The 23,148-nt window shown below is 73.7% G+C and carries 24 protein-coding genes; 9 read left to right on the forward strand and 15 right to left on the reverse strand.

Annotated features, from left to right (window positions below):
• Positions 1-51: 51 nt before the first annotated feature.
• On the reverse strand, positions 52-1,188 hold the full coding sequence (rho, locus tag ACFRAC_RS05215) for a transcription termination factor Rho (RefSeq protein ID WP_382920899.1): 1,137 nt from the start codon (positions 1,186-1,188) through the stop codon (positions 52-54).
• Between the two features lie 402 nt (positions 1,189-1,590).
• A complete protein-coding gene (locus tag ACFRAC_RS05220; RefSeq protein WP_382920902.1) occupies positions 1,591-1,989 on the reverse strand; it encodes a nuclear transport factor 2 family protein in 399 nt (132 codons plus the stop codon).
• A gap of 71 nt (positions 1,990-2,060) precedes the next feature.
• Between ACFRAC_RS05220 and ACFRAC_RS05225 the strand changes: the two genes are divergently transcribed.
• The 3 genes from ACFRAC_RS05225 to ACFRAC_RS05235 all read left to right on the forward strand — a co-directional run bounded on the left by ACFRAC_RS05225 (position 2,061) and on the right by ACFRAC_RS05235 (position 4,241).
• Entirely contained in the window at positions 2,061-2,618 is a 558-nt protein-coding gene (locus ACFRAC_RS05225; RefSeq protein ID WP_382920905.1) for a PadR family transcriptional regulator, read from the forward strand.
• Between the two features lie 5 nt (positions 2,619-2,623).
• Positions 2,624-3,367: a class I SAM-dependent methyltransferase gene (locus ACFRAC_RS05230; RefSeq protein ID WP_382920908.1), complete on the forward strand. Its 744-nt coding sequence runs from the start codon at positions 2,624-2,626 to the stop codon at positions 3,365-3,367.
• Positions 3,368-3,452: 85 nt separating this feature from the next.
• Positions 3,453-4,241, forward strand: a complete 789-nt coding sequence (locus tag ACFRAC_RS05235) for an acyl-CoA thioesterase (protein ID WP_382920911.1) — start codon at positions 3,453-3,455, stop codon at positions 4,239-4,241.
• Here the strand turns inward: ACFRAC_RS05235 and ACFRAC_RS05240 are convergent.
• From ACFRAC_RS05240 to ACFRAC_RS05265, 6 genes are all read right to left on the reverse strand, one after another.
• A complete protein-coding gene (locus ACFRAC_RS05240) occupies positions 4,211-4,954 on the reverse strand; it encodes a GntR family transcriptional regulator (protein ID WP_382920915.1) in 744 nt (247 codons plus the stop codon). The two genes, ACFRAC_RS05235 and ACFRAC_RS05240, sit on opposite strands and share 31 nt — an antisense overlap.
• Before the next feature lie 131 nt (positions 4,955-5,085).
• The gene (locus ACFRAC_RS05245; protein WP_382920918.1) at positions 5,086-6,276 is read right to left on the reverse strand and encodes a serine hydrolase domain-containing protein; all 1,191 of its coding nucleotides are present in this window, start codon (positions 6,274-6,276) and stop codon (positions 5,086-5,088) included.
• Positions 6,277-6,403: 127 nt separating this feature from the next.
• Complete coding sequence (locus ACFRAC_RS05250; RefSeq protein WP_382920921.1) at positions 6,404-7,372, reverse strand: acetylxylan esterase; 969 nt, start codon at positions 7,370-7,372, stop codon at positions 6,404-6,406.
• Between the two features lie 99 nt (positions 7,373-7,471).
• The gene (locus ACFRAC_RS05255) at positions 7,472-8,056 is read right to left on the reverse strand and encodes a hypothetical protein (RefSeq protein ID WP_382920924.1); all 585 of its coding nucleotides are present in this window, start codon (positions 8,054-8,056) and stop codon (positions 7,472-7,474) included.
• 98 nt (positions 8,057-8,154) lie between these two features.
• A complete protein-coding gene (locus ACFRAC_RS05260; RefSeq protein WP_382920927.1) occupies positions 8,155-8,928 on the reverse strand; it encodes a ferredoxin reductase in 774 nt (257 codons plus the stop codon).
• A complete protein-coding gene (locus ACFRAC_RS05265; RefSeq protein ID WP_382920930.1) occupies positions 8,921-9,526 on the reverse strand; it encodes a sulfite oxidase-like oxidoreductase in 606 nt (201 codons plus the stop codon). Before ACFRAC_RS05265 ends, ACFRAC_RS05260 begins: the two co-directional genes overlap by 8 nt.
• Positions 9,527-9,909: 383 nt before the next feature.
• Between ACFRAC_RS05265 and ACFRAC_RS05270 the strand changes: the two genes are divergently transcribed.
• On the forward strand, positions 9,910-10,734 hold the full coding sequence (locus ACFRAC_RS05270) for a putative protein N(5)-glutamine methyltransferase (protein WP_382920933.1): 825 nt from the start codon (positions 9,910-9,912) through the stop codon (positions 10,732-10,734).
• Between the two features lie 4 nt (positions 10,735-10,738).
• On the opposite strand, the gene ACFRAC_RS05275 is transcribed toward ACFRAC_RS05270, so the two are convergent.
• The gene (locus tag ACFRAC_RS05275) at positions 10,739-12,799 is read right to left on the reverse strand and encodes a SpoIIE family protein phosphatase (protein ID WP_382920936.1); all 2,061 of its coding nucleotides are present in this window, start codon (positions 12,797-12,799) and stop codon (positions 10,739-10,741) included.
• A 290-nt stretch (positions 12,800-13,089) separates the two neighbouring features.
• On the opposite strand from ACFRAC_RS05275, the gene ACFRAC_RS05280 reads away from it, so the two are divergent.
• The 4 genes from ACFRAC_RS05280 (at position 13,090) to ACFRAC_RS05295 (ending at position 17,266) form a co-directional block, all read left to right on the forward strand.
• Positions 13,090-13,962: a hypothetical protein gene (locus tag ACFRAC_RS05280; protein WP_382920939.1), complete on the forward strand. Its 873-nt coding sequence runs from the start codon at positions 13,090-13,092 to the stop codon at positions 13,960-13,962.
• A 131-nt stretch (positions 13,963-14,093) separates the two neighbouring features.
• Positions 14,094-14,474: a hypothetical protein gene (locus ACFRAC_RS05285; protein WP_382920941.1), complete on the forward strand. Its 381-nt coding sequence runs from the start codon at positions 14,094-14,096 to the stop codon at positions 14,472-14,474.
• A 193-nt stretch (positions 14,475-14,667) separates the two neighbouring features.
• Positions 14,668-16,683 (forward strand): FAD-dependent oxidoreductase, encoded by a 2,016-nt coding sequence (locus ACFRAC_RS05290; RefSeq protein WP_382920944.1) that lies wholly within the window; start codon positions 14,668-14,670, stop codon positions 16,681-16,683.
• Between the two features lie 31 nt (positions 16,684-16,714).
• Complete coding sequence (locus ACFRAC_RS05295) at positions 16,715-17,266, forward strand: PadR family transcriptional regulator (protein WP_361349076.1); 552 nt, start codon at positions 16,715-16,717, stop codon at positions 17,264-17,266.
• A gap of 31 nt (positions 17,267-17,297) precedes the next feature.
• Here the strand turns inward: ACFRAC_RS05295 and ACFRAC_RS05300 are convergent, their stop codons facing one another.
• Entirely contained in the window at positions 17,298-17,870 is a 573-nt protein-coding gene (locus tag ACFRAC_RS05300) for a hypothetical protein (protein ID WP_382920949.1), read from the reverse strand.
• 198 nt (positions 17,871-18,068) lie between these two features.
• Positions 18,069-19,043, reverse strand: a complete 975-nt coding sequence (locus tag ACFRAC_RS05305) for a fibronectin type III domain-containing protein (protein WP_382920952.1) — start codon at positions 19,041-19,043, stop codon at positions 18,069-18,071.
• Positions 19,044-19,500: 457 nt separating this feature from the next.
• Between ACFRAC_RS05305 and ACFRAC_RS05310 the strand changes: the two genes are divergently transcribed.
• Positions 19,501-20,196 carry a glycoside hydrolase family 75 protein gene (locus ACFRAC_RS05310; protein WP_382920955.1) on the forward strand — a complete coding sequence of 232 codons (696 nt, stop codon included), beginning with the start codon at positions 19,501-19,503 and terminating at the stop codon, positions 20,194-20,196.
• A gap of 55 nt (positions 20,197-20,251) precedes the next feature.
• Here the strand turns inward: ACFRAC_RS05310 and ACFRAC_RS05315 are convergent, their stop codons facing one another.
• The 4 genes from ACFRAC_RS05315 to ACFRAC_RS05330 form a co-directional block, all read right to left on the reverse strand.
• Positions 20,252-20,671, reverse strand: coding sequence for a PTS-dependent dihydroxyacetone kinase phosphotransferase subunit DhaM (locus ACFRAC_RS05315; protein WP_382920958.1), 420 nt, complete (start codon positions 20,669-20,671; stop codon positions 20,252-20,254).
• Positions 20,664-21,263 (reverse strand): dihydroxyacetone kinase subunit DhaL, encoded by a 600-nt coding sequence (dhaL, locus tag ACFRAC_RS05320; protein WP_382920961.1) that lies wholly within the window; start codon positions 21,261-21,263, stop codon positions 20,664-20,666. Before dhaL ends, ACFRAC_RS05315 begins: the two co-directional genes overlap by 8 nt.
• 46 nt (positions 21,264-21,309) lie before the next feature.
• On the reverse strand, positions 21,310-22,302 hold the full coding sequence (gene dhaK, locus ACFRAC_RS05325; RefSeq protein WP_382920963.1) for a dihydroxyacetone kinase subunit DhaK: 993 nt from the start codon (positions 22,300-22,302) through the stop codon (positions 21,310-21,312).
• Between the two features lie 208 nt (positions 22,303-22,510).
• Positions 22,511-23,107: an HD domain-containing protein gene (locus ACFRAC_RS05330; RefSeq protein ID WP_382920965.1), complete on the reverse strand. Its 597-nt coding sequence runs from the start codon at positions 23,105-23,107 to the stop codon at positions 22,511-22,513.
• Positions 23,108-23,148: the final 41 nt, after the last annotated feature.

A 23,148-nucleotide genomic window follows, 5' to 3' on the forward strand; every position in this document is an offset into this window, starting at 1 on the left:
GGGCCGGGCGGGCCGCTCCGGCACCCGGACGGGCGATGCCCGGCAGGCGTGTCAGCCGCTCGGCAGCGTCGGCTGGATCCGCCGCAGGAACGTGGCGTTGTCCGGGGTCTCCCGCATCCGCTCCAGCAGGGTCTCGGTGCCGCTGAGGCCGTCCCGGCTGCGCAGGGCCCGGCGCAGGCCCCGTACCGCGGTCAACTCGGCCGGGGACAGCAGGAGTTCCTCACGGCGGGTGCCGGACGGGTCGATCTCGACGGCGGGGAAGACCCGCCGGGAGGCGAGCTCCCGGCTGAGCCGCAGCTCCATGTTGCCGGTGCCCTTGAGCTCCTCGAAGAAGAAGTCGTCGGCCCGGGACCCCGTCTCCACGAGGGCCGTGGCGAGGATGGTGAGCGAGCCCCCCTCCTCGGCGAGCCGCGCGGCGCCGAAGAACCGCTTCGGACCCTGCAGCGCGGCCGCGTCGACACCGCCGCTCAGGGTGCGCCCGCCGGACGCGGCCGCGTTGTTGTGCGCCCGGCACAACCGGGTCAGCGAGTCGAACAGCACGACGACGTCCTCACCGGCCTCCACGAGCCGCTTGGCCCGCTCGATGACCAGCTCGGCCAGCGCGATGTGCTGCCTGGGCGCCCGGTCGAAGGTCGAGGCGTACACCTCGCCGCGCACGGAGCGCCGCATGTCGGTGACCTCCTCGGGGCGCTCGTCCAGGAGGACGACCATCAGCCGGCACTCCGGGTGGTTGCCGGCGACGGCCGCCGCGATCTGCTGGAGCAGCACGGTCTTGCCCGTCTTGGGCGGGGCCACGATCAGTCCGCGCTGCCCCTTGCCGACGGGGGCCATGAGGTCGGCGACCCGCCCGGCCGGGCCGGACGCCGGGTGCTCCAGACGGATGCGCTCGCGCGGGTGCAACGGGGTGAGGTCGGCGAAGTGGGGCCGGTCGCCACCGGGGGCGCGCCCGTTGACGCGGACGACGTCGGTGAGGCTGCGGCGCTCGCCGTGTTCGCCGTCGACGAGGTCGCCCTTGCGCAGGCCGTACCGGCGGATCAGCGCGGGGGAGACCTGCGGGTCGGCGGGCGAGGGGAGCAGGCTCGTGGCCCGCAGATGCCCCTTTCCGCTCGCGTCGACGTCGAGCACGCCGGTGACGGCGTGGACGGCGGTCCGCTGCGCGGCCGGGGCGTGTTCGAGTGTGGTGGTCATGGTGCGGGGTCCTTTCGGACGGACGGCAGGGGTCATGCGTGCGGGAAGGGATGCCGCGGAGACGGGAAGGCGTGGAACGGGCCTTCGCGTGCGGCGGAGAACAGCACCTCGACGAACGGTACGGACCGCTGGTCACACGAGGTGGGAGGAGAAAGCCGCCGGTACGCCGACCGGCGGACTCGGGAGAAAGGCAGGCACCGGCGCCCACGACGGGGCGTACACGAGTGCTGACTGGATGGTACCACGCGGATTCGGTGCGTGGCGAGGAGTCCGTGAAGCGGGGTGATCCGCTGCTCGGGGAGACGCACGCCCTCAGCCGTCCGGGATGGCGGTGCCGGCCGGGCCCTGCGCGGTCGGGCCGCCGGGGTCGGCCCCCTCTGTAAGGGGCCGACCGGTGAACCTCTACGCGGACCGCGCCTCGGCCGCCGCCAGGATCTGCCCGAACTGTGCCCCCATGGCCTCGGCCAGCGCCTGGGCCCCGGACAGCGGGCGCACCATGACCATGAAGTCGTCGATCAGCCCGTTCTCGTCCACCGACAGGAAGTCGCAGCCGGTGATCTCCTTGTCGCCGACCCGCGCGGTGAAGACCAGCGCATGGTCGCGGCCGCCCTCGTCGTGGATCTCCCGCACGTACCGGAAGTCCTCGAAGACCCGGACGACGCCGCGCAGGATCGCCGCCGTGATCGCCTTGCCGGTGTACGGCTTGAACACCACCGGGCTGGTGAAGACGACGTCCTCCGCCAGCAGGGCCTCGATGGCGTCGCTGTCGCCCGCCTCGACCGCCGCACGGAACGCGTGCATCCGGATCACCTCATAGTCAATTAGTTGAGTAGGTGCGGATGACAATAATCACCCGCTGTTACGGTGTCCACATGTCCCTCAAGTACGCCGTGCTCGCCGCTCTGCTGGAGGGCGAGGCCTCGGGCTACGAGCTGTCCAAGATCTTCGACATCTCGTTCGCGAACTTCTGGCCCGCGACCCCGCAGCAGCTCTACCGGGAACTGGAACGCCTCGCCCAGGACGGCCTCGTCGAGGCCCGGTACGTACGGCAGGAGCGGCGGCCGAACAAGCGGATGTTCACCCTCACCGCCACCGGCCGCGAGGAATTGCGCGGCTTCGCCGCGGAACCGCCCCGGAGGCCCACCGCCATCCGCGACGAGCTCCTGATCAAGGTGCAGGCCATGGACGACCCCGGGACCGCCCGCGCGCTGGTCGAGGAGCGGCGGAGTTGGGCACGCGGCAAGCTCGACCGCTACGAACGCGTCCGCGAACGGCTCCTGGACGGGCGGACCGAGGAGGCGTACCTGCGGGAGTCGGAGCGCATCGGGCCGTATCTGACGCTGCTCGCCGGCATCTCCTTCGAGGAGGAGAACCTGCGCTGGTGCGACCGCGTCCTCGCGGTCCTCGGACGACGCGTCGCGGCGGGGTGACGCCGATGTTCAGCCCCGAGAGCCCCAGTCTGCGCGAACTCACCGTCCAGGCCCTGTCGTCGGTCGAGCACGGCTACGACCTGCTCGCCCCCAAGTTCGACCACACGCCCTTCAGGACGCCGGACTCGGTGCTGACCGCCGTCACCGGGGCGCTCGCCCGCGGCGGCCTCTGCGACGACGGACTCGACCTGTGCTGCGGCACGGGCGCGGGACTGGCCGTCCTGAGCGAGCTGTGCCGGCGCAGCGTCACCGGCGTCGACTTCAGCGCCGGCATGCTCGAGGTCGCCCGGAAGAGGGGCGAGGCGGTCCGGACCGCGGGTGCCGGGCCACGGGTGCGCTGGGTGCGCGCGGACGCCCGGACCCTTCCGTTCACGGCAGCCTTCGACCTGGTGGTGAGCTTCGGGGCGTTCGGGCACTTCCTGCCGGGGGAACTGCCCGGCCTCTTCCGTCAGGTCCACTCCGTCCTGCGGCCGGGCGGCCGCTTCGCCTTCCCGATCGTGGCGCCGCCGCGCCCCACGTCCCCCGCCTACTGGGCGCTGCTCGGGTTCGACGCGGTGATGCGGGTGCGCAACGCCGTCCGGCGGCCGCCGTTCGTCATGTACTACCGGACCTTCCGGCCGGCGGAGGTGCGCACGGGCCTCGAGGGCGCCGGGTTCCAGGTGACCTGGCAGTCGTTGCCCGAGTTCGGGACGCGGCGGGACGGCAGCCCCCGGGTGCGGATGGTGCTGGCGCGCCGGCCTCTCGGGTGAGCGGCCCTGACGTGGCGAGTTGGACTTCCGGACGGAACAGCCAGCTAGGGTTTGTTTTTCAAACTCACACGGTTATCGTGACCGGGTGAGCACCACGACCGATACCGAGACCCGCGTCGACCCTGCCTGGTACTCCTGGGAGGGGGCGCACGGCGGCCATGTCGCCGCCCTCGCGCTGACCGCCGTCCGCGACCGCTTCCCCGGCGGGGCGCATCCGGTCCGCACGCTGACCACCCACTACCTCGCCCCCGTGGACGACGGTCCGCTCCACTTCTCCGGCACCGCCCCGGCCGCCTCCGGCCGGCGTACGGCGACGTGCGTCTTCACCGGCCACCAGAACGGCGCTCCGGTCGTCCTCGGGTCCGCGCTCTTCGGCGCCCGGCGTCAGGGGGTGCCGCACGAGGGGCACCCGGTACCCCGCGTGCCCGGACCCGACGGCTCCCCGCTGCTGCGTCTTCCGGCCGAACTATCGCCTTTCTCACAGGAGTTGGAGATACGTCCCGCGACCGCGGACCGCCCGCTCGCCGGCGGGGAACGGGCCGAACTCACGGCGTGGATCCGCTTCCTGGACGGCCGGCCGCTCGACGCGGCCGCGGTCGTCACCCTCACCGACGTCCTGCCGCCCGCGCTCTACGCCGTCTGGGACGCCCCGCGTCCCGTTCCCACCGCCGAACTCACCGTCCACTTCACCGGCGCCCTCGACGAGGGCGCACCCGACGGATGGGTGCTGGTGAGGATCCGCACCGAGCACTCGGGCGGCGGCTGGGCCGTCGACGACAGTGCTGTCTGGGCCGCCGACGGCCGGCTGCTCGCGCTGGGGCGGCAGTCGAGGGTCGTGCGCCCTCAGCCCGCCGCGGGGACCGTGAACTCGTAGACCAGGGCGTCCTGATGGGCGTCCACCACCAGGTCCGTGATCTCCAGCGGGCGCCCGAACTGGTCGTGCGAGCGCCGGGTGACCCGGACCGAGGAGCCGACCGGGAGCCGGGTGATGGCGTCCCGGTGGTGCAGCGTCAGGCCCGCCCTGCGCATCCAGTCGTAGGCGCGCCGCAGTTGGGCCGCGCCGGAACCGTCCGCGCGGTCCCGGTAGCGGGCCAGCTCCACCACTTCCGCGAGCGCCACCGCCGAGAACGTCGTCACCGCCGTACGCCGGGCCCGTCCGTCGGCGCCGGTGGACTCGTAGCGGTGCACCAGGGTCGGCCGGTGCTGATCGATCCCCAGCGCCTCGGCGTGTTCCGGCGAGGGCGGCTCCCAGACGACCGCGGACCGGTCCACGGCACCGGGACCCGCGGCCCGGGCGCCGATCGGGAACGCCGCCGACGTCGGCGCCTCGACCGGCAGCCCCGGCAGGCTGGCATGGCTGCCGCGCCGGTCGGTGGCGACCAGACCGCTGCGGCGCAGCACCTCCAGTGCCTGCCGAACGGTCTCCCTGCTGACTCCGAAATGCCCGGCCAGCTGCCGTTCCCCCGGCAGCCGTTCACCGGGCGGGATGGTGCCGTCGCGCAGCTCGCCCAGCAGCTGGGTGGCGATCCGCCAGTACAGCGGCTGCGCGGTGGTGAGGGGGCGTTCGTGCGGGGTGGTGCGGACCATGCCGCGCCTCCTGATCGGTGACGTGTCGTAGCCGTGCGGGCTCCTTGCGTCACCAGATCCAAGCATTGGTCTAAACCATGAGGGAAGGGTGGACCTCCACTTCGGCCGAAACCGCGTGGTCGCCCCATGACTCACCGTGCGGTGCAGACGGCGTCGACCAGGGCCATCTTGCGGGGGTCGTCGGCGATATGGGGCCCCATCCGGTTCATCACGTACCCCAGCGACATCCCGGCCTCCGGGTCGGCCAGACCGCAGGAACCGCCGAAGCCGTCGTGACCGAAAGCCCGCGGGTTCGGCCCGTACGAGCCGTTCGGGCCGCTGAGCCACAACCCGAGCCCGATCTCCGTCTCGTGCCCCAGCCCGGCCCCCAGCACCAGATCGCGGCACCTGCCCTGCCCCTCCCGCACCCGCTCGGCCGCCTCGGGGGACAGGAAGCGCCGGCCGCCGTACGAGCCGCCGCCCGCGAAGATCCCGTACAGGGCGGCGACCGCCCGCGCGGTGCCGTGCCCGTTCGCGGCGGGGATCTCGGCCGCCCGCCACGCGGGCGTGTTGGCCTGGTCCGCGCCCACCGCCGGATTGGCCAGCGCGGCCAGCGCCGGATTGGCCAGCGCGGCCAGCGCCGCGGGCCCCAACGCGGCCGGCGTGGCGGACCGTCCGCTCGCCGGGCCGGCCGGGGACTGGACCAGCTCGGCCGCGCGGCCGGACTCCTTCTCCGGCAGCCCGATCGTGAAGTCCACGCCGAGCGGCCCGGTCACCTCGCGCTCCAGGAACGCCGCGGGCCGCAGCCCCGACACCCGCCGCACGACCTCCCCGACCAGGAAGCCGTACGTGAGCGCGTGGTACCCGGACCGCGTCCCCGGCGTCCACCAGGGTTCCGTCGCGGCGAGCCGCCGGGTCGTCTTCTCCCAGTCGTACAGCTGCCCGAGCGAGTGCGGCTCGCGCAGCCCGCACAGCCCGGCCCGGTGCGCCAGCAGGTGCCGTACCAGGACCCCTTCCTTGCCCGCGGCCGCGAACTCCGGCCAGTAGGCGGCCACCGGCGCGTCCAGGTCGAGCAGTCCCCGGTCGGCCAGGATGTGCGCACACAGTGCCGTCGGACCCTTGGTCGTCGACCAGACGTTGACCAGGGTGTCGCGCTCCCAGGGCCGGCTGCGCGCCCCGTCCGCCCAGCCGCCCCACAGGTCCACGACCGTCTCACCGCCGACCGTCACGGCGACGGCGGCCCCCAGCTCGCCCCGCTCCCGGAAGTTCGCCTCGAACGCCGTGCGCACCGCCTCGAACCGCGGATCGCAGTGCCCGTGCACCCGCGCCGGAAGGTCCGTCATGAGCCGCCCACCCCTCGTCGTCCACCGGAGGTACGGGGCCACGCCGGTGCGGCCCCGGCCCTGAACGTACCGACTGGTCGGACTGTGCGGAAGGGTCCCCGGTACGGTGTGCCGTGGCGGGAGGCCGTCAGACGCGGGAGCGCAGCCAGTCCAGCTTGACCGCCTCGTGGTAGGGGCCGCCGCCTTCGTGGTCGTTGAAGTCGTAGACCTCGATGGTTTTCTCGTCGTGCGCCCAGGCGTTGAACGCCGCGAACACCGTCGACGGGGGGCAGGTCTGGTCCTCCAGCGCCGCCGAGAACAGGGCGGGTGCCCGGCCGCGCGCGGCGAAGTGGACGCCGTCGAAATACGCCAGGGTGCGCAGGACCTCGGCCGTGCGTCCCCGGTGCGTCTTGAGGTAGAGGCCGATCTCCCGGTAGGGGTGACGGTCCGTCAGCGTCGTCGCGCGCGGGAAGTCGCACAGGAAGGGCACGTCCGGCGCCACCGCCACGAGGCCGGGGACCAGCCCGCCGACCGCGATCGCGATGCCGCCGCCCTGGCTCGCGCCCGACACGACCGTCCGGGCGGCATCGGTGAGCGGGTGGGCGCGGGCCGCCTCCACGGCACGGACCGCGTCGGTGAACACCCGGCGGTAGTAGTAGTTCTCGGGCGCGTCGACGCCCCGCGTCATATAGCCCGGGAACGCGGGCCCGGCGCCCACCGGGTCCGGGGTGTCGCCGCCCCCGCCCCAGGTGCTGCCCTGCCCTCGGGTGTCCATCGTGAAGTGCGCCCGCCCCGTGGACGCCCACAGCAGGCCCTCGTGCGGCAGCCCGCGTCCACCGCCGTACCCGACGAACTCCACCACCAGCGGCAGCGGTTCGGTGGCCCCCGCCGGCAGCCGCAGCCAGCCCTTGACGGGGTGCCCGCCGAACCCGGCGAACGTCACGTCGTACACCCGCACCGTGGTCAGGCCCGTGTCGACCGGTTCGTAGCGGACGCCCAGGTCGTGCTCGCGCGCCTCGTCCAGCGTCTTGGACCAGAAGGAGTCGAAGTCCTCGGGCTCGGCGGACGCGCCGCGGTACGTGCGCAGTTCGTCGAGCGGGAGGTCGAACAGGGCCATGGAGACCACCTTGTGCGAGGGGGAGCGCGGACACCGCACGCTACGTCGGAGACCGGCGCGCCGACCAGGGACCGTCCATGGACGACGGCGGGACGCGGCTCAGACGTTGCGGCCCGTCCACGCCGGTTCCGTGGCGGCCCACGCCCGGTCCCACTCGGCCAGCCGGCGGCGCATCGCCGTGTGCCGGAGGAGGCCGTGGCCGAGGACGACGACGGCGGCGGCGGCGCCCGTCGCGCACACACCCATCGTCACCGCGTGCTGCCGGACCGCGGAGTCGTCCGGCGGCGGCCGCACGCTCCGGTCGGCGGAGTCCAGCCACACAGGGACCGTCTCACCGGGCCGCGTGCCCGTGGGGACGCGCACGGCCGCCGTCCGGGGACCCGTCCCCGGCTCCGTCCAGCGGACCGTCACCTTCGCCGACGGCTGCCGCCCGGTCTGCGGGGTGCGCAGCGCGCCCGACACCGTGCGGACGACCATCGCCCGCACCTGCCGTCGCTCGGCCCGCTGCTGCTCGGCCGTGGCCTGGGCGTCATCGTGCGCCCACCAGCCCGCGGCCACACCCACCAGGGGTGCGACCACGAACAGCAGGAGGCCCACCCCGAGCAAGGTCCACGTCTCGACGACATCCGACCGGCGCCGCAGCTCGTTGGGCCGCAGGCGCCAGCCACGCACCCGACTTCGCATGCCGTCCAGGTACCCCGAACACCGGCCCCTGTTCCTCGCGGCGGCACGTCTTCCGCCCCACCCCGCGGCGTGTTGGCGCCCTCGGACCGGTGCCGGCGTCAGCCGAAGCGCTCGATCCGGATGCGCTCGACCGGCTGGCCCGCGGCCACCAGCAGCCGCGACGCGTGCTCGGCGAAGCCGTTGGAGCCGCACACATAGGCCTCCCACCCACCGGGAGGCCGCTCGGCCAGGAGCGGCGCCACATGTGCCGCGGACATACGTCCCACGGGCACACCGGCCGGCGCGCCGCGAGTGAACACCGCCGTCGTCTCGGAACCGTACTCCGACGCGTAGATGAGCTCCTCGGGGCTGCGGGCCGACACCAGCAGCCGCAACGGCACGTCCGAGCTGCGCGCGCGGTGGTGCCGCACCATCGCCATCAGCGGGACGACGCCGGACCCGGCGCCGAGCAGCAGCGCGGGCCGGTCGCCCGGCCACGCGAAGAACCCGCTGACCGGGCCGCGCACCTCGACCGTGTCGCCCGGTCGGGCCACCGTGTGGAACCAGCCGGACACCTCACCGCCGTCGACATGGTCCAGCGTCAGCTCGATGTGGCCGGTGTCGTCGGGCGCGGACGCGATCGAGTAGTGGCGCTGCGCCACATAGCCGTCCTGCGCCCTGAGCCGCACCATCAGGTGCTGGCCCGGCAGATGCCCCGGCCAGGCGGGCACGGCCAGCCGGAACGTGGCCACACGCGGCGTCTCGCGGCGGATCGCGGTGATCGTCGTGGTCTGCCACTCGGACGCCGCCCGGTCGTCCACGGCGATACGGCCGGGCACGGCGAAACGGGTCGGGGGAGTGAAGGACGAGGGCGTCCCGAGGGTCTCAGTCACCGGAGTACCGCTGCTCCTCCCAGGGGTTGCCGCGCGGGTGGTAGCCGTTGCTCTCCCAGAAACCCGGCTCGTCGTGGTCGAGCAGGCGCAGGCCCGCGATCCACTTCGCGCTCTTCCAGAAGTACAGATGGGGCACGATCAGCCGCGCCGGTCCGCCGTGCTCGGGGGCGAGCGGCCGCCCGTCGTACTCCCAGGCGATCCAGGCCCGCCCGCCGGTGACATCGGCGAGCGGGAGGTTGGTGGTGTACCCGGTGTGCGCGTAGGCGACCACATGGGTGGCGGACCCATGGGGCCGGACCACATCGAGGAAGGCGTCGAGCGAGACACCGCCGAACCGTACGCCGAACTTGGACCAGCTCGTCACACAGTGGATGTCGCCCTCGTACACGGAGTCCGGCAGGGCGTGCGCCTGCTCCCACGTCCAGGTGCGGGGCCGCTCCACCAGGCCGTCGACGCGGAACGTCCACTCCTCGGGCGTCAGCTCGGGAGTGACCTCCGCGGACAGGACGGGCCAGTCGTCCCCGGCGTCGTACTGGCCGGGCGGCAGGGCGGCGTTCGGGACGCGCGGGCGTCCGGTGAAGCCTCGGGTGACATGCATGGGGGTGGGGCCTCCAGGCCGCCGTGGGCGACGGCCCGCTGGTCGAACGGGATCGGCAGGTGCGCGTACCACCGTACGACGTCCAGGCGGCGGACCCGCGCGCGGGAGGCCGGCCGCTCACGGGCCGGGACGCCGGGCGGCGACCACGGACGCCCGTCCGCGTCGCCACCGGCCCCGGCTCGGCCCTCCCCGGAATCCCGGGGACGGCCCGGACCGTTGCGGTAGGGTGCCGTCCAGCCGGGAGAGCCCCGGCCCTGGAGACCGGGAGGTGGGACCCATCACCGCTGTGTCAGCTCGGGTGCTCATCCCTCGGATCGACGCGGGCCACCGCCGGTAGGCGACCGCCAGAGCACCCTTCGGCTTCCCGAAAGGCTCTCGGCTCCATGCCCCCTGCGTCCCCGTCGCCCTCCTCTCCCGCATCCCTCACCCACGACGCCGTCGTCGGCGCCCTGCGCGCCGCCGGCTGTGTGTTCGCCGAGGACGAGGCCCGGCTCCTGCTGTCCGCCGCCGACGGCCCCCGCGAGCTGGCCACCCTGGTGGACCGGCGCGTGAGCGGCCTTCCCCTCGAACTCGTCCTCGGATGGGCCGAGTTCGCCGGCCTGCGGATCACCGTCGCACCCGGCGTCTTCGTCCCGCGACGGCGGACCGAGTTCCTCGTACGGCAAGCCCTCGCCCACGTCCCCGACGCCCGGGTGGTCGTCGACCTGTGCTGCGGCTCGGGCGCGGTCGGCGCCGCCCTGGCCGCCGCGCTCGACGGGGCCGAACTCCACGCCGGCGACATCGATCCGGTCGCCGTGCGCTGCGCCCGCCGCAACGTGGCGCCCTTCGGGGGCCGCGTGCACGAGGGCGACCTGTTCGAGGCGCTGCCCGCCGGACTGCGCGGCCGGGTCGGCATCCTCGCGGCGAACGTGCCGTACGTCCCCACCGACGAGGTGGCGCTGCTGCCCGCGGAGGCGCGTGAGCACGAGCCGCTGGTCGCGCTGGACGGCGGTCCGGACGGCCTGGACGTGCTGCGCCGGGTCGCCGCCGAGGCACCGCGATGGCTGGCGCCGGAGGGCTGCCTGCTGATCGAGACCAGCGAGCGGCAGACGCCGGTGGCCCTGGAGGCCTTCGCGGCCAGTGGACTGTCGGCCCGCCTGCTGGTCTCCGACGAGCTCTACGCCCATGTCGTGGTCGGTCGGGTCCGCGGCGGGCCCGCCACGACCTGAGGGGTCACGCGGTGGGGAGCACCCGGGCGATCAGCAGCGCCACGTCGTCGGAGTTCTCGGGCTGGTGGAGCTTGCGCAGGAGGAGGTCGCAGCACTCCTGCAGCGGGCGCTCCGGTTCGTCCAGCAGGGCGAGGAGCGCGTCGAGGCGTTCGTCCAGCGGGTGCTGGCGGGTCTCCACCAGGCCGTCGGTGTAGAGGACCAGCCGGTCGCCGGGCTCGAGGTCGACCGTCGTCGTGGAGAAGGCGACGCCGCCCACGCCGAGCGGCGCGCCCGTCGGCAGTTCCAGCAGCTCGGGGGGGTGTCCGGGGCGGACGCGGACGGGGGGCAGGTGCCCGGCGTTGGCAATGCGGCACTGCCGCAGCTCCGGGTCGTGGACGGCGTACACGCACGTCGCGATGGAGTGGTCGAGGCCGTCCGTGATCTTGTCGAGGTGCTCCAGGAGCCGGGTCGGTTCCAGGTCGAGGGAGGCCAGGGTGTGTGTCGCGGTGCGCAGCCGGCCCATGGTGGCGGCGGCCTCGATGCCGCTGCCCATGACGTCGCCGACGACGAGCGCGGTCTTGGCCCCGTCCAGCGGGATGACATCGAACCAGTCGCCGCCGACCTCGGCGCCCGCGCCGGCCGGCTGGTAGCGGGAGGCGACCTCCAGGCCACCGGTGACCGGCGGGTGGCTGGGCAGCATGCTGCGCTGGAGGGTCAGGGCGGTGTCGCGGGCGTTCTGGTACCAGCGCGCGTTGTCGATCTGGATCGCCGCGCGGGCGGCCAGCTCCCGGGCGAGCAGCAGGTCGTCCTCGCTGAACGGCAACGGGTTGCGGATGCGCTTGAGGTCGAGGGCGCCGAGGACCTCGCCGCGCGCGATCAGCGGCACCGCCAGATAGGAGTGCAGTCCCGCCCGGCCGAGCTGACCGGCGGCCTCGGGGGAGCGGGCGATGCGCGGCAGGTCCTCCTCCCGGACGTGCGCCACCATCACCGGGTTGCCCGTGCGCACGCACTCGGTGACGAGGCGGTCCGGTCCGTAGCGGGCGACGTGCCCGGGGGGATCGGCGGCCTGGAGCGCCTCGGTGCCGTTCGCCGAGCGGACGGCCAGGGCGCGGATCACCGCCGCCTCGGCGGGGCCGAGGGTGCTGCGCCTGCCCTCCACGACGGCGTCCAGCAGGTCCACCGCCGCCACGTCGGCGAGTTCCGGCACGGCGACGTCCGCGAGTTCGCTGGCCGTGCGGTCCAGCTCCAGGGTGGTACCGATGCGGGTGGAGGCGTCGGCGATGAGCGCGAGCCGGCGCCGCGCCGTCTCCGCCGCGACCGCGGCCCGGTGCTGCTCGGTGATGTCCACCGCCATGCCGGCCACCCCGAGCACCGTCCCGGTGGTGTCCTCCAGCCGGTACAGCGAGACCGACCAGAAGTGGTCCACATCGGGGTCTGCCTGGGTACGGCCCACGACACGCCGGTTGACGACCGGCTCACCGGTCCGCAGCACCGCGCGCAGCGCCGCCTCCGCGACCTGGGCCGCCTCGGCGTCCGGCATCAGCTCGTGCGGCATGTGGCCGAGGTGCGCCTCGGGGGGCAGGCCGCTGAGCTCGGCCAGCGCCGGGTTGACGGAGACGTAGCGCAGCTCGGTGTCGAGGACGGCCAGGCCGACCGGCGCCTGGGCGATGGTGCGGGTGGACAGCGCTACGTCCCGCTCCACCTGGCGGACGGTCGACTGGTCGGCGCACAGGCCGAGGGCGTAGACGTCGCCCTGGTCGTCCAGGAGCCGCATGTTGCGGAACTCGACCAGGCGGGTACTGCCGTCCTTGCGGCGGATGGGGAAGGCGCCCGCCCAGCCCTCGCCGGTCTCCATCACGTCGGCGAAGAGCTTGACGACCAGGTCCAGGTGCTGTTCGTGGACCATGATCCGGGCGGCGTACTCGCCGAGTGCCTCGCGCGCCGGATAGCCGAAGAGCTCCTCCGCCTGGGGGCTCCAGAGCACGATGCGGCCCTCGGTGTCCAGCACGACGGAAGCCACCCCGAGCACGTCGAGGAGCCCGCTCGGACGCACCGGTCCCCGCACCGCCTCGTCGTCCCCGGCCATGGGACGTTCGCCTGGAGCCATCCCACGCACCGCCTTCGCCCGTAGTCGCGGCACGTCGTTCTCCCCCGTGCCGACTCCCCTTGTTCTACCGCGTCCAGCCGTCTGCGGGCCCCCCGCGTTCGCCACCTCCACCATCCCTCGACCCGGCGGCGGGTGTGGCGCGAAGCCGCACGTGGGTGCCATGTGTGGCGGACACTACAACAGACATGGCTGTCATTGGTCTGTACATGACTATGCGGGGCCGCCACACTGTCCGCCGACGCGCCCCCACCCCCCAAGGAGTCGCCGCCATGGCCCACCGTGCCCGGCAACGTTGTCATGCCTTCGTGACGGGCCTCGTGGCCCTCGCCTCGGCCGCCGTCCTGTCCGCCGCCACGCCCGCGCAGGCGGCCGACACCTGGACGGAGGTCGGCTCCGACCGCGCCGACCCGCTCACCGAGAGCCAGGGCCTGGCCTCCGTCGAGGTCCCGGCGAACAGCCCCAACCGCTACACCGGCATCGGCACGATCCCCCTGTCGGTCGCAAGCCGCGGCTGGAACCATGTGGGCGACCCCGACGCCTCCTACGACGGCTACTACGTCGAGCCCTACCAGGCGGACTCGGGCTCCGCGAAGATGTTCCGGGTCCAGGCGCCGAACGGCGGCTGGACCGAGTACGTCCACGCGCTGGGTCCGGGGGAGGCGCTGAACAACTCCTTCGTCGCGATCTCCCCGAGCGGGCAGTGGATGGTCTCCGGCGAGTGGGGGACCATGACCCGCCTGCTCGTCCACCCGACGCCCGGCGTCAACCCGTCCACGTCCCCCTCGGCGAACCTGCCCTGGACCTCCAGCATCAGGCTCGACCGACCGGTCCGTGACGTGCAGGGCTGCGACTTCCGGGACGCGACGACGCTGCTGTGCTCGTCCGACGACCCCGACGGCAGCCTCTTCGGGATCACCAAGCCGCTGCTCCAGATCGACCTCTCCGCCGCCCCCGGCGCCTCGGACGTGACGGGCAGGGTCACCGCCCTGCGCCAGCTCCCGCTGCGCAGCTCCTGCTCGGGCTCCTTCGAGACGGAGGGCATCGACTACGACCGCCGCACCGGCACCCTGCGCGTCATCGTCGTCTCGCCGGGGTTCTGCGTGCTGACGGACAGCAAGACGTACCGGTTCACCAGGGGCTGAACCGCGGCCGGAAGGCCGCCCGGGCGTCCTCGCCGGTAGTGCGCCGGCATGTGTGGTGCTTTTCTTGGGTTGGGTCCCGTTCCGCGGGCTACCCGTGGCACCGCGGTGTGGCCACGAGAGGAGCGATCACGATGGATCGTGAACGAATGCACGACGAAGCCGTGTCCGTCGAGATCAGCGGATACGACAAGGAGGACGCCCGGATCGTCTTCGAGGCGCTGTCCACGTGCTTCCAGTCCGACCGGGCGCCGGACGAGGTGCCGCAGCAGCTCCACGAATCCCGTCCGATGGTGTGGCTCGGCACGTTCGAGGTGACGGACGCGCAGACGTGCCCCCCTCCGGCCCGGCTCTCGTCGCGTGTCGAGGCGGACGCGCAGGGCGGCTACTGGGCCATCGAACGGCTCCGGGCGACCCTGGACTCCCTGTTCACCGTCCACGACCAGGCGTCGGCTTCCGGCGACCAGGAGCGCGAACTGCACGTGGTCCTGGAGAGCAGGCCCGAGGCGTCGTAGGGACGCCCGCCCGCCCCGTCGCACGGAGGGAAGCCCGCGTACCGCCGGTACGCGGGCTTCCGGCGTGCCGGGCCCCGGCCGCGCCGCCTCTCTCCGTGGCCGGAGTCACGCCCCTCCGATTGTGCAACTAGTTGCATAACCCTGGCGCGGTCCTTTACAACTACGTCAGACCACACCGCGACGGAGGGCCCCCATGAGCCGTTACCCGCATCTGCTGAGCCCGCTGGACCTGGGCTTCACCACGCTGCCCAACCGTGTCCTCATGGGCTCCATGCACGTGGGCCTGGAGGAGGCCGAGCGTGGATTCGAGCGCATGGCGGCCTTCTACGCGGAGCGGGCACGCGGCGGCGTCGGCCTCATCGTCACCGGCGGCATCGCGCCCAACGACGAGGGCCGGCCCTACGAGGGCGGCGCCAAGCTCACCACCGACGCGGAGGCAGACCAGCACCGGACCGTCACCGACGCCGTGCACCGCGAGGGCGGCCGTATCGCCCTGCAGATCCTGCACTTCGGCCGGTACGCCTACCACCAGGACCTGGTCGCCCCGAGCCCCCTCCAGGCGCCGATCAGCCCGTTCCCGCCCCGCGAGCTCACCGATGCCGACATCGAGCGGACCATCGACGACTACGTCCGCACCGCCCGCCTCGCCCGGCAGGCCGGCTACGACGGCGTGGAGATCATGGGCTCCGAGGGTTACCTGATCAACGAGTTCATCGCCACGCAGACCAACCACCGCACCGACCGCTGGGGCGGCGCGTACGAGAACCGGATGCGTTTCCCGGTCGAGATCGTGCGCCGGGTGCGCGAGGCCGTCGGCGAGGACTTCATCATCGTCTACCGGCTGTCCATGCTCGACCTCGTCCCCGGCGGCTCCACGCTGGACGAGGTGATCACCCTCGCCAAGGCCGTCGAGGCCGCCGGCGCGACCATCATCAACACCGGCATCGGCTGGCACGAGGCCCGCATCCCCACCATCGCCACGTCCGTGCCGCGCGGCGCGTACACCTGGGTCACCAAGCGCCTGATGGGCGAGGTGTCGGTCCCGCTGGTCACCACCAACCGCATCAACACCCCCGAGCTGGCCGAGGAGTTGCTGGCCGGCGGCTGCGCGGACATGGTGTCCATGGCACGCCCGATGCTCGCCGACCCCGACTTCGTCGCCAAGGCCGCCGCCGGCCGCCCCGAGGCCATCAACACCTGCATCGGCTGCAACCAGGCCTGCCTCGACCACACCTTCAGCGGCAAGATCACCTCCTGCCTGGTCAACCCGCGCGCCTGCCACGAGACCGAGCTGACACTCTCCCCGACCCGGCTGCGCAAGCGCGTCGCGGTCGTCGGCGCCGGGCCCGCCGGCCTGGCCTGCGCGGTGAGCGCGGCCGAACGCGGCCACGACGTCACGCTGTTCGACGGCGCGGACGAGATCGGCGGCCAGCTGAACGTCGCCCGCAAGGTCCCCGGCAAGCAGGAGTTCGACGAGACGCTGCGCTACTACCGTCACCAGCTCGACTGGCACGGCGTCGACGTACGGCTGGGCACCTGGGTCTCCGCCGACGACCTCGCCGGCTACGACGAGGCCGTCGTCGCCACCGGCGTCACCCCGCGCGTCCCGGACATCGCGGGCGTCGACCACCCCAGCGTCGTCGGCTACCTCGACGTCCTGCGCGACGGGGCCACGGTCGGCGACCGGGTCGCCGTCCTCGGCGCGGGCGGCATCGGCTTCGACGTCGCCGAGTTCCTCACGGACGGCGGTGACAAGGCCGCCGAGGACCCCGAGACGTACTTCCGGCTCTGGGGCGTCGACATGGACTACACGGCCCCCGGCGGCCTCGCCGCACCCGAGCGCCCCGAACCGCCGCGCACCGTGCACCTGCTCCAGCGCAAGGCCGGCAAGGTCGGCGCGGGCCTCGGCAAGACGACCGGATGGATCCACCGCACCGAGCTGAAGCACCGGGGCGTGACCATGGTCCCGGGCGTGCGCTACGACCGGATCGACGACGCCGGACTGCACATCACCGTCGGCGACGAGAGCACCGTCCTGGAGGTCGACACCGTCGTGCTGTGCACCGGCCAGGAGCCGCGCCGCGACCTGTACGAGGCACTGGTCGCCGCGGGTCGCAGCGCCCACCTGATCGGCGGCGCGGACGTCGCCGCCGAACTCGACGCCAAGCGGGCCATCAAGCAGGGCACGGAGCTGGCGGCGAGCCTGTAGAACCCCCGTATCGCGTCCCTAGGATGACCCCATGTCACTCCCGCACGCGATCCTCACCGCCCTGCTCGAGAAGCCGTCCTCGGGGCTGGAGCTGACCCGTCGCTTCGACAAGTCGATCGGCTACTTCTGGTCGGCGACGCATCAGCAGATCTACCGCGAGCTGGGGCGGCTGGAGAGCGGCGGGCTGATCCGGACCCTGCCGTCCGAACAGCCCGCCCGCGGGCAGAGGAAGAGCTACGAGGTCCTGCCCGCGGGCCGCGAGGAACTGGCCCGCTGGACCGCCGCCTCCCAGGACCCGCGGCCCATGCGGGACACGCTGCTCCTGCGGATGCGGGCGGCGGCGGTCGTGGGGACCGCGGGCGTCGAGGCGGATCTGCGCCGCCACCTCGACCTGCACCGGCGTCAGCTCGCCGAGTACGAGGAGATCGAGAAGCGCGACTTCCCGCCCGGCAGGGACAGCTCCCCGGACCGGCTGCGGCACCTGGTGCTGCGGGCCGGCATCGATCTGGAGACCTTCTGGACGCAGTGGCTCACCCACGCGCTGGAGGAGCTCCCGGACCTGCCCGGACCCGGGACCGCGTGAGTCCCGGGGCCGTGCGGGCGGTGGACGGTCGTCACAGGTGGCGCGGGCGCGACGACCGGCGGCGCAGGTACCAGGCGGCCCCCGCGACACCCGCGCCCACCAGGACACCGCCGCCCACCACGGTCAGCGTGCCGTAGTCGCGGTTGCTGCCGCCCACTCCGCCCATCACCCCGCGCGAGGGGGAGGACGAGGGGGAGGGCGAGGGCGAAGGGGAGCGTGAGGTCGTGGCGGAGATCGTGGGCCGGGCGGTCGGGGAGACGATGACCGCCTGGGTGCCCGCCCTCGTCCCGTCCGAGCAGATGACGATGACGGTGGAGGTCCCGGCGCCCACGTCCGACCATGCCGCCGACTGCAGGGCCTCCGTGCCGGTCAGGGAGACCTGGCGGCCCTGCGAGAAGTTCGACTGCCGGCTGTTGAGCAGCGAGGCGGTGCCCCAGCTGCCGTTGGACCGGGTGCACGCGCTGGTCGTGACGGAGACCGTGGAGCCGGTGGTGCTCACGGAGATCCCCGATTGTGCGGTGGCCGGGACGGCGGCCGCGAACAGGGGGAGTGCGGAGGCGGCTGCCACGGTCAGGCCCGAGCGGAAGAGCGAGGAGTTGCGCATGAGATGCCCTCCGGCGGCACGGTCGGCGGTACGTCCGTTGCGCCGCCGTAGTCGGGAACGCCCGTGCTGCCTCAGGTGCAGCCAACGCGTACCGGGACGTGCGCGCATGCGGGCGTCGGCCGCTCAGGTGACGCGGTGCCGCGTTCGGGGGACCAGCGGCCGGAACCGGTTTGGCCCCCGGCCGGCGCCGGCCGGGTGTCACGGCCCGGTCGTCACGGTCCGCTCCGCCGAGAACCCGCCCCATGTACCGTCCGGCAGCATGGCCCGGATCCGCACCCGGTGCCGCACCCCGGTCTCCGGGCCCAGGTAGAAGCTGTACGTGGCCTTCCCGCGCGGCGGGTTCCCGCCGAACACGAGCGAGGTGGCCGCCCGCCCGTCGAGCTGGACCTGGTACTCGGTGACGGTGCCGTCGGTGCGCGGCGGTGTCCAGCTCAGATCGACGTGGTACGCCCCGTCCGCGCGCCGCGTCGTGGCCCGGAAGCCCGTCGGCGCGGTGCCCCGGCCGTCGTCGGTGCCCGGCGTCGCAAGGCGCACGGCGGCCGACGCCGGGGACAGGTTGTCGGCCGCGTCCCGGGCCCGCACCGTGAAGGAGTACCGGGTGCCGGGCCGCAACCCCGTGACCACGGTGGCCGTCTGGTTCCCGCCCACACTGTGGATCTTCGTTCCGCCCTGGTAGACGTCGTACGACACCACGTCCCGGTCGTCGGTCGCCCGCGTCCAGGACAGCTGCACGGCCCGGCTGCCGACCGCCCGTCCGGCGGCCCGTCCGGGACGGCTGGGCGCCGCCCGGTCCGCGGCCACGGCCGCCGGGGTGGTCGCCCGGACCGTCCGGCTCGGCGGCCCGAGCCGCCCTTCCGTGTCCCGGGCCCGCACGGTGAACGCGTAGCCGTGGGAGGGCTCCAGCCGGGTGATGTCGGCCATGTGCGCGGAGGCCGGCACCTCCGCGGCCTTGGTGCCGCCCCGGTACACCTCGTAGCCGCGGATCCCGCCGGCGTCCCCCGCCGCCACGGCGTTCCACATCACGTGGACGCTGGTCGCGCTGCCCGCCCGCGCCGTGACCCCGGTCGGTGCCCCCGGCGGGCGGGCACCCTCGTCGCCGGACCCTCCCCAGCCGCAGGACGCGAGCAGGAACCCGGCGCAGACGGCGGGAACGAGAGCGGACAGGCGTCGCACGGCTCTGCCTCCCGAAGGGGACCGACGGCAATGGTCCGGACCAATATGACGCGGATGACGCGCTCACATCAAGGGTGTGGTCCAAGGGGGTGGTCGCTGGAGACCGGTGCGGGGCGTTTCGTATGCTGAAGGTCCTCATGGCTGAACTTCCCTCGAGGGCTCGGGAGTTCATGCCCTCGGCGTGGGCCGCTGTCGTCGCTGATCCCGCGCCGGACGCGGGTGGCCCGGGGCCTGGGTCCGTCAGGGAGTCAGGCCCCCGGCCGCCGGCGGGCGCGCCCGACGTGTCGCCGGCCGGTGTGCACCGTACGGACCCCTCTGGTGGCAGCCTGCTCGGACGGCCAGCACATTGGGCTCAGTGTTCGCCGGTGCCCACGCGGTGCACAGCGCGTGACCGCCGGATCTCATCCCCCGGTCGCCGGCGGACGCGTGTCCTTGTCCCCGACGTGAGGCCCCCATCGTGCGATTGCATGCGCTGACGCTGGCCGCGGCAGGAGCCGCCCTGCTCGCCCCGACGAGTCCGCCGACCCCGCCGCCACCCGCCCCCGAGGAGCCGGCCGTCAGCCAGGACGCCGACGTGAGCGCCGCCGAGCTGCTGGCCAAGGTGGACACGTGCACCCCGGTGTCCCGGGGCCGCTACCGCACCGACAGCGGCCGGCCCGCGACGGTCCCGGTCTGCGGGACCAAGGAGGCGGTGTTCTGGAAGGCCGACATGGACATCGACTGCGACGGACGCCCCACCGCCCGGTGCAGCAGCCGAACGGACCCGTACTTCTCCGCCGCCACCGCGTTCACGCAGTCCGACGGCCGCTATCCGAGCGCCGAGCAGCTGCCCTACATCGTGGTGCCCGCCCCGAGCGCCCTGTGGGACTACCGGGCCCACGGCATCCGCGGCGGCTCCCTCGCCGCCGTCGTGTACCAGGGCCGGGTGCGCTACGCGGTCGTCGGCGACGTCGGCCCGGGCGACGTCATCGGCGAGGCGTCGTACGCCGCCGCCGAGGCGCTCGGTATCCCCGCCGACCCCCGCGCCGGGGGCGTCCCCTCCGGCGTCACCTACATCGTCTTCAAGGACGAGGTGGTCAAGCCCCTCGAGGACGCGGCAGAGGCCGTACGGACCGGGGAGCGGGTCGCCAGGAAGTTCACCCGGGGACAGTGACGGACCGGGGGGCGGCCCCGCCCAGTCCGTCACCGGCCCCGCCGCCCCCGACGGCTCACACCTTCCGGTACGTGTACGCGTCCGCGGCCGCCGCCTCCACCGCCGCGAGGTCGGCGCCCGTCGCCGCCGTCACGACCGCGGCCACCGCGCCCTCCAGGAAGGGAGCGTCCACCAGCCTGGTGTCCGCCGGCAGTTCGTCGCCCTCGGCCAGCAGCGCCTTGACGGTGAGGACCGCGCTGCCCAGATCGGTGAGGACGGCGACCCCGGCACCCCGGTCCACCGACGCCGCCGCCGCGGCGATCAGCTCGGCGCTCGTCCCCAGCTCACCGCCCTCGGTGCCGCCCGCCGGGGCCACGGGCACCGCGGTCCCGCCGCCCGCCAGCCCGCGCGCCAGCTCGGCCACCGACGCGGCCACCTGCGCGCTGTGCGAGACCAGCACGACGCCGACCAGCCGTCCTTTCTCGGTGTCACTCATCGGACGCCTCCTCGAGAGCCGCGACCAGCAGGGCCGAGGAGGTGGCGCCGGGGTCCTGGTGCCCGATGCTGCGCTCGCCGAGATAGCTGGCCCGTCCCTTGCGGGCCTGCAACGGCGTCGTCGCGACGGCACCCTCCTGCGCGGCTGTCGCCGCGGCGGCGAAACCGTCACCCAGCGCATCCACCGCGGGGAGCAGGGCGTCGATCATCGTGGCGTCGCCCGGCGCGGCGCCCCCGAGCGCCATGACCGCGTCCACCCCCGTCCGCAGGCCCTGTGCGAACTGCTCGGTGTCGACCTCGGCCGCGTCGCCCAGGGCCTTGCCGGTGCGGCGCAGCAGCGTGCCGTACAGCGGCCCCGACGCCCCGCCCACCGTGGAGATGAGCTGCCGCCCGGCCAGGATCAGGACCGCGCCCGGCGTCTGCGGCTGCTCCTTCTCCAGGGCGGCGGTGACGGCGGTGAACCCGCGCTGCAGATTGCTGCCGTGGTCGGCGTCGCCGATGGGGGAGTCGAGGGCTGTGAGATGGTCCGCCTCGCGGTTCACGGAGGCGGCGGTCGCCGTCATCCAACGGCGGAAGAAGTCGGCGTCGAGCACTTGATCTCCTTGCGTGGCAGGTGGCTCGTGTTCGTGCGGCCCCGGATCACATACCCCAGCGCAGGCCCGGTGTACTGACCGGCGCGTCCCACAGCCGCAGCGTCTCCTCGTCGACCTGGCACAGGGTGACCGAGGCGCCGGCCATGTCCAGCGAGGTGACGTAGTCGCCCACCAGCGTGCGGGCGACCGCGACCCCGCGCTCGGCGAGCACCCGGTGCACCTCCGCGTTGAAGCCGTACAGCTCCAGCAGCGGTGTCGCGCCCATGCCGTTGACCAGGACGAGGACCGGGTTGCGCGGCGTCATGTCGTCCAGGATGGCGCCGACCGCGAAGTCCGCGATCTCACCCGAGGTCATCATCGCCCGCCGCTCCCGGCCGGGCTCGCCGTGGATGCCGATGCCCAGCTCCAGCTCGCCCGCGGGCAGGTCGAAGGTGGGGCTGCCCTTGGCCGGTGTGGTGACCGCGCCCAGGGCGACACCGAAGCTGCGCGCGTTCTCGTTGACCTGCCGCCCGATCGCCTCCACCCGCTCCAGCGGCCGGCCCTCCTCGGCGGCGGCCCCGGCGATCTTCTCCACGAACAGGGTCGCGCCCGTGCCGCGCCGCCCGGCCGTGTACGTGCTGTCGGTCACCGCGACGTCATCGTCGACCAGGACCTTCGCGACCTGGATGCCCTCGTCCTCGGCGAGTTCCGCGGCCATGTCGAAGTTGAGGACGTCACCTGTGTAGTTCTTCACGATGAAGAGCACGCCGGCTCCGCTGTTCACGGCGGCCGCGGCCCGCACCATCTGGTCCGGCACGGGGGAGGTGAAGACCTCACCGGGACAGGCCGCCGACAGCATGCCCGGTCCGACGAATCCGCCGTGCAGCGGCTCGTGTCCCGACCCGCCACCGGACACCAGCCCGACCTTTCCGGCGACGGGGGCGTCCCGCCGTACGATCACCCGGTTGTCAACGTCGACGACCAGTTCCGGATGAGCGGCGGCCATTCCGCGCAGCGCGTCCGCGACCACGGTCTCCGCGACGTTGATCAGCATCTTCATGGATACCTCCCGGGAAGCTCTCACAGGTGGCCTGGCGACCTGCGTCGGTGCTGTTCAGAGCGGGTACGCGTCAACGATCGCACGCGGGGCGCGGAGAAGTCCTCCTGTCGGAAGTATCGGTCCTGCGCGAGCGCGGGTCATCTCCGCGGGCGGGCCGGTGTCCCGGGGGGACGTGAGCCGCGTACCGCTACGGGCCCGCATCCGGGCGTCAGAAGGCCGGGTTCGCGCCCGGGCCGGCCCGGTGTGCGGCGAGCAGCCCGCCCGGCCAGCTCGACGGCGGGGCCTTCTCCGGCCGCCGGAGCGCCTGCGCCACCACCGCGCCGCTCAGCACGGCTTCGATGTCCAGGCGCGGGAAGGCGGTGAGGGCGGCGGTGAGGGCCTTCTCGTCGCCGGGCGGGATGAGGTCGGTCCGGCCGAAGTCGGCGAGGACGCCCTCCCGGACGAGGCGGGGCAGGCGTCCCATCCGCTCCGCGATCCCCGGCGACGTGTGCAGCGCGATCGCCTCCCACACGCTCCGCACGAGCGGCTGCGGCCAGTTGTGACCCGCGAGGAACACGCGCGCCGCGTCGGCGCCCTCCACCTCGAACCGCTCCGGCCCGTCGTAGACGTCGGCCGTGCCCGCGTCGTGGAACAGGCAGGCCACGGCGAGGGCTTCGCGTTCGGGGCCGTCGACGCCCTGCCGCCGGCCGATGTGGTCGGCGAGCAGCCACACCCGGACGCTGTGCTGGAGGACGGGCGGGGCGAGCACCCCGCTCACGTGCGTGTACGCGGCGTCCGCGACCGCTCCCGGGAAGGTGATCCGCATGACGCGGCCTCCTGTTCTTCGGCGGGGCGAAACGTGGGCGG

This window comes from Streptomyces sp. NPDC056628, from assembly GCF_042792555.1.
Classification (GTDB): domain Bacteria; phylum Actinomycetota; class Actinomycetes; order Streptomycetales; family Streptomycetaceae; genus Streptomyces.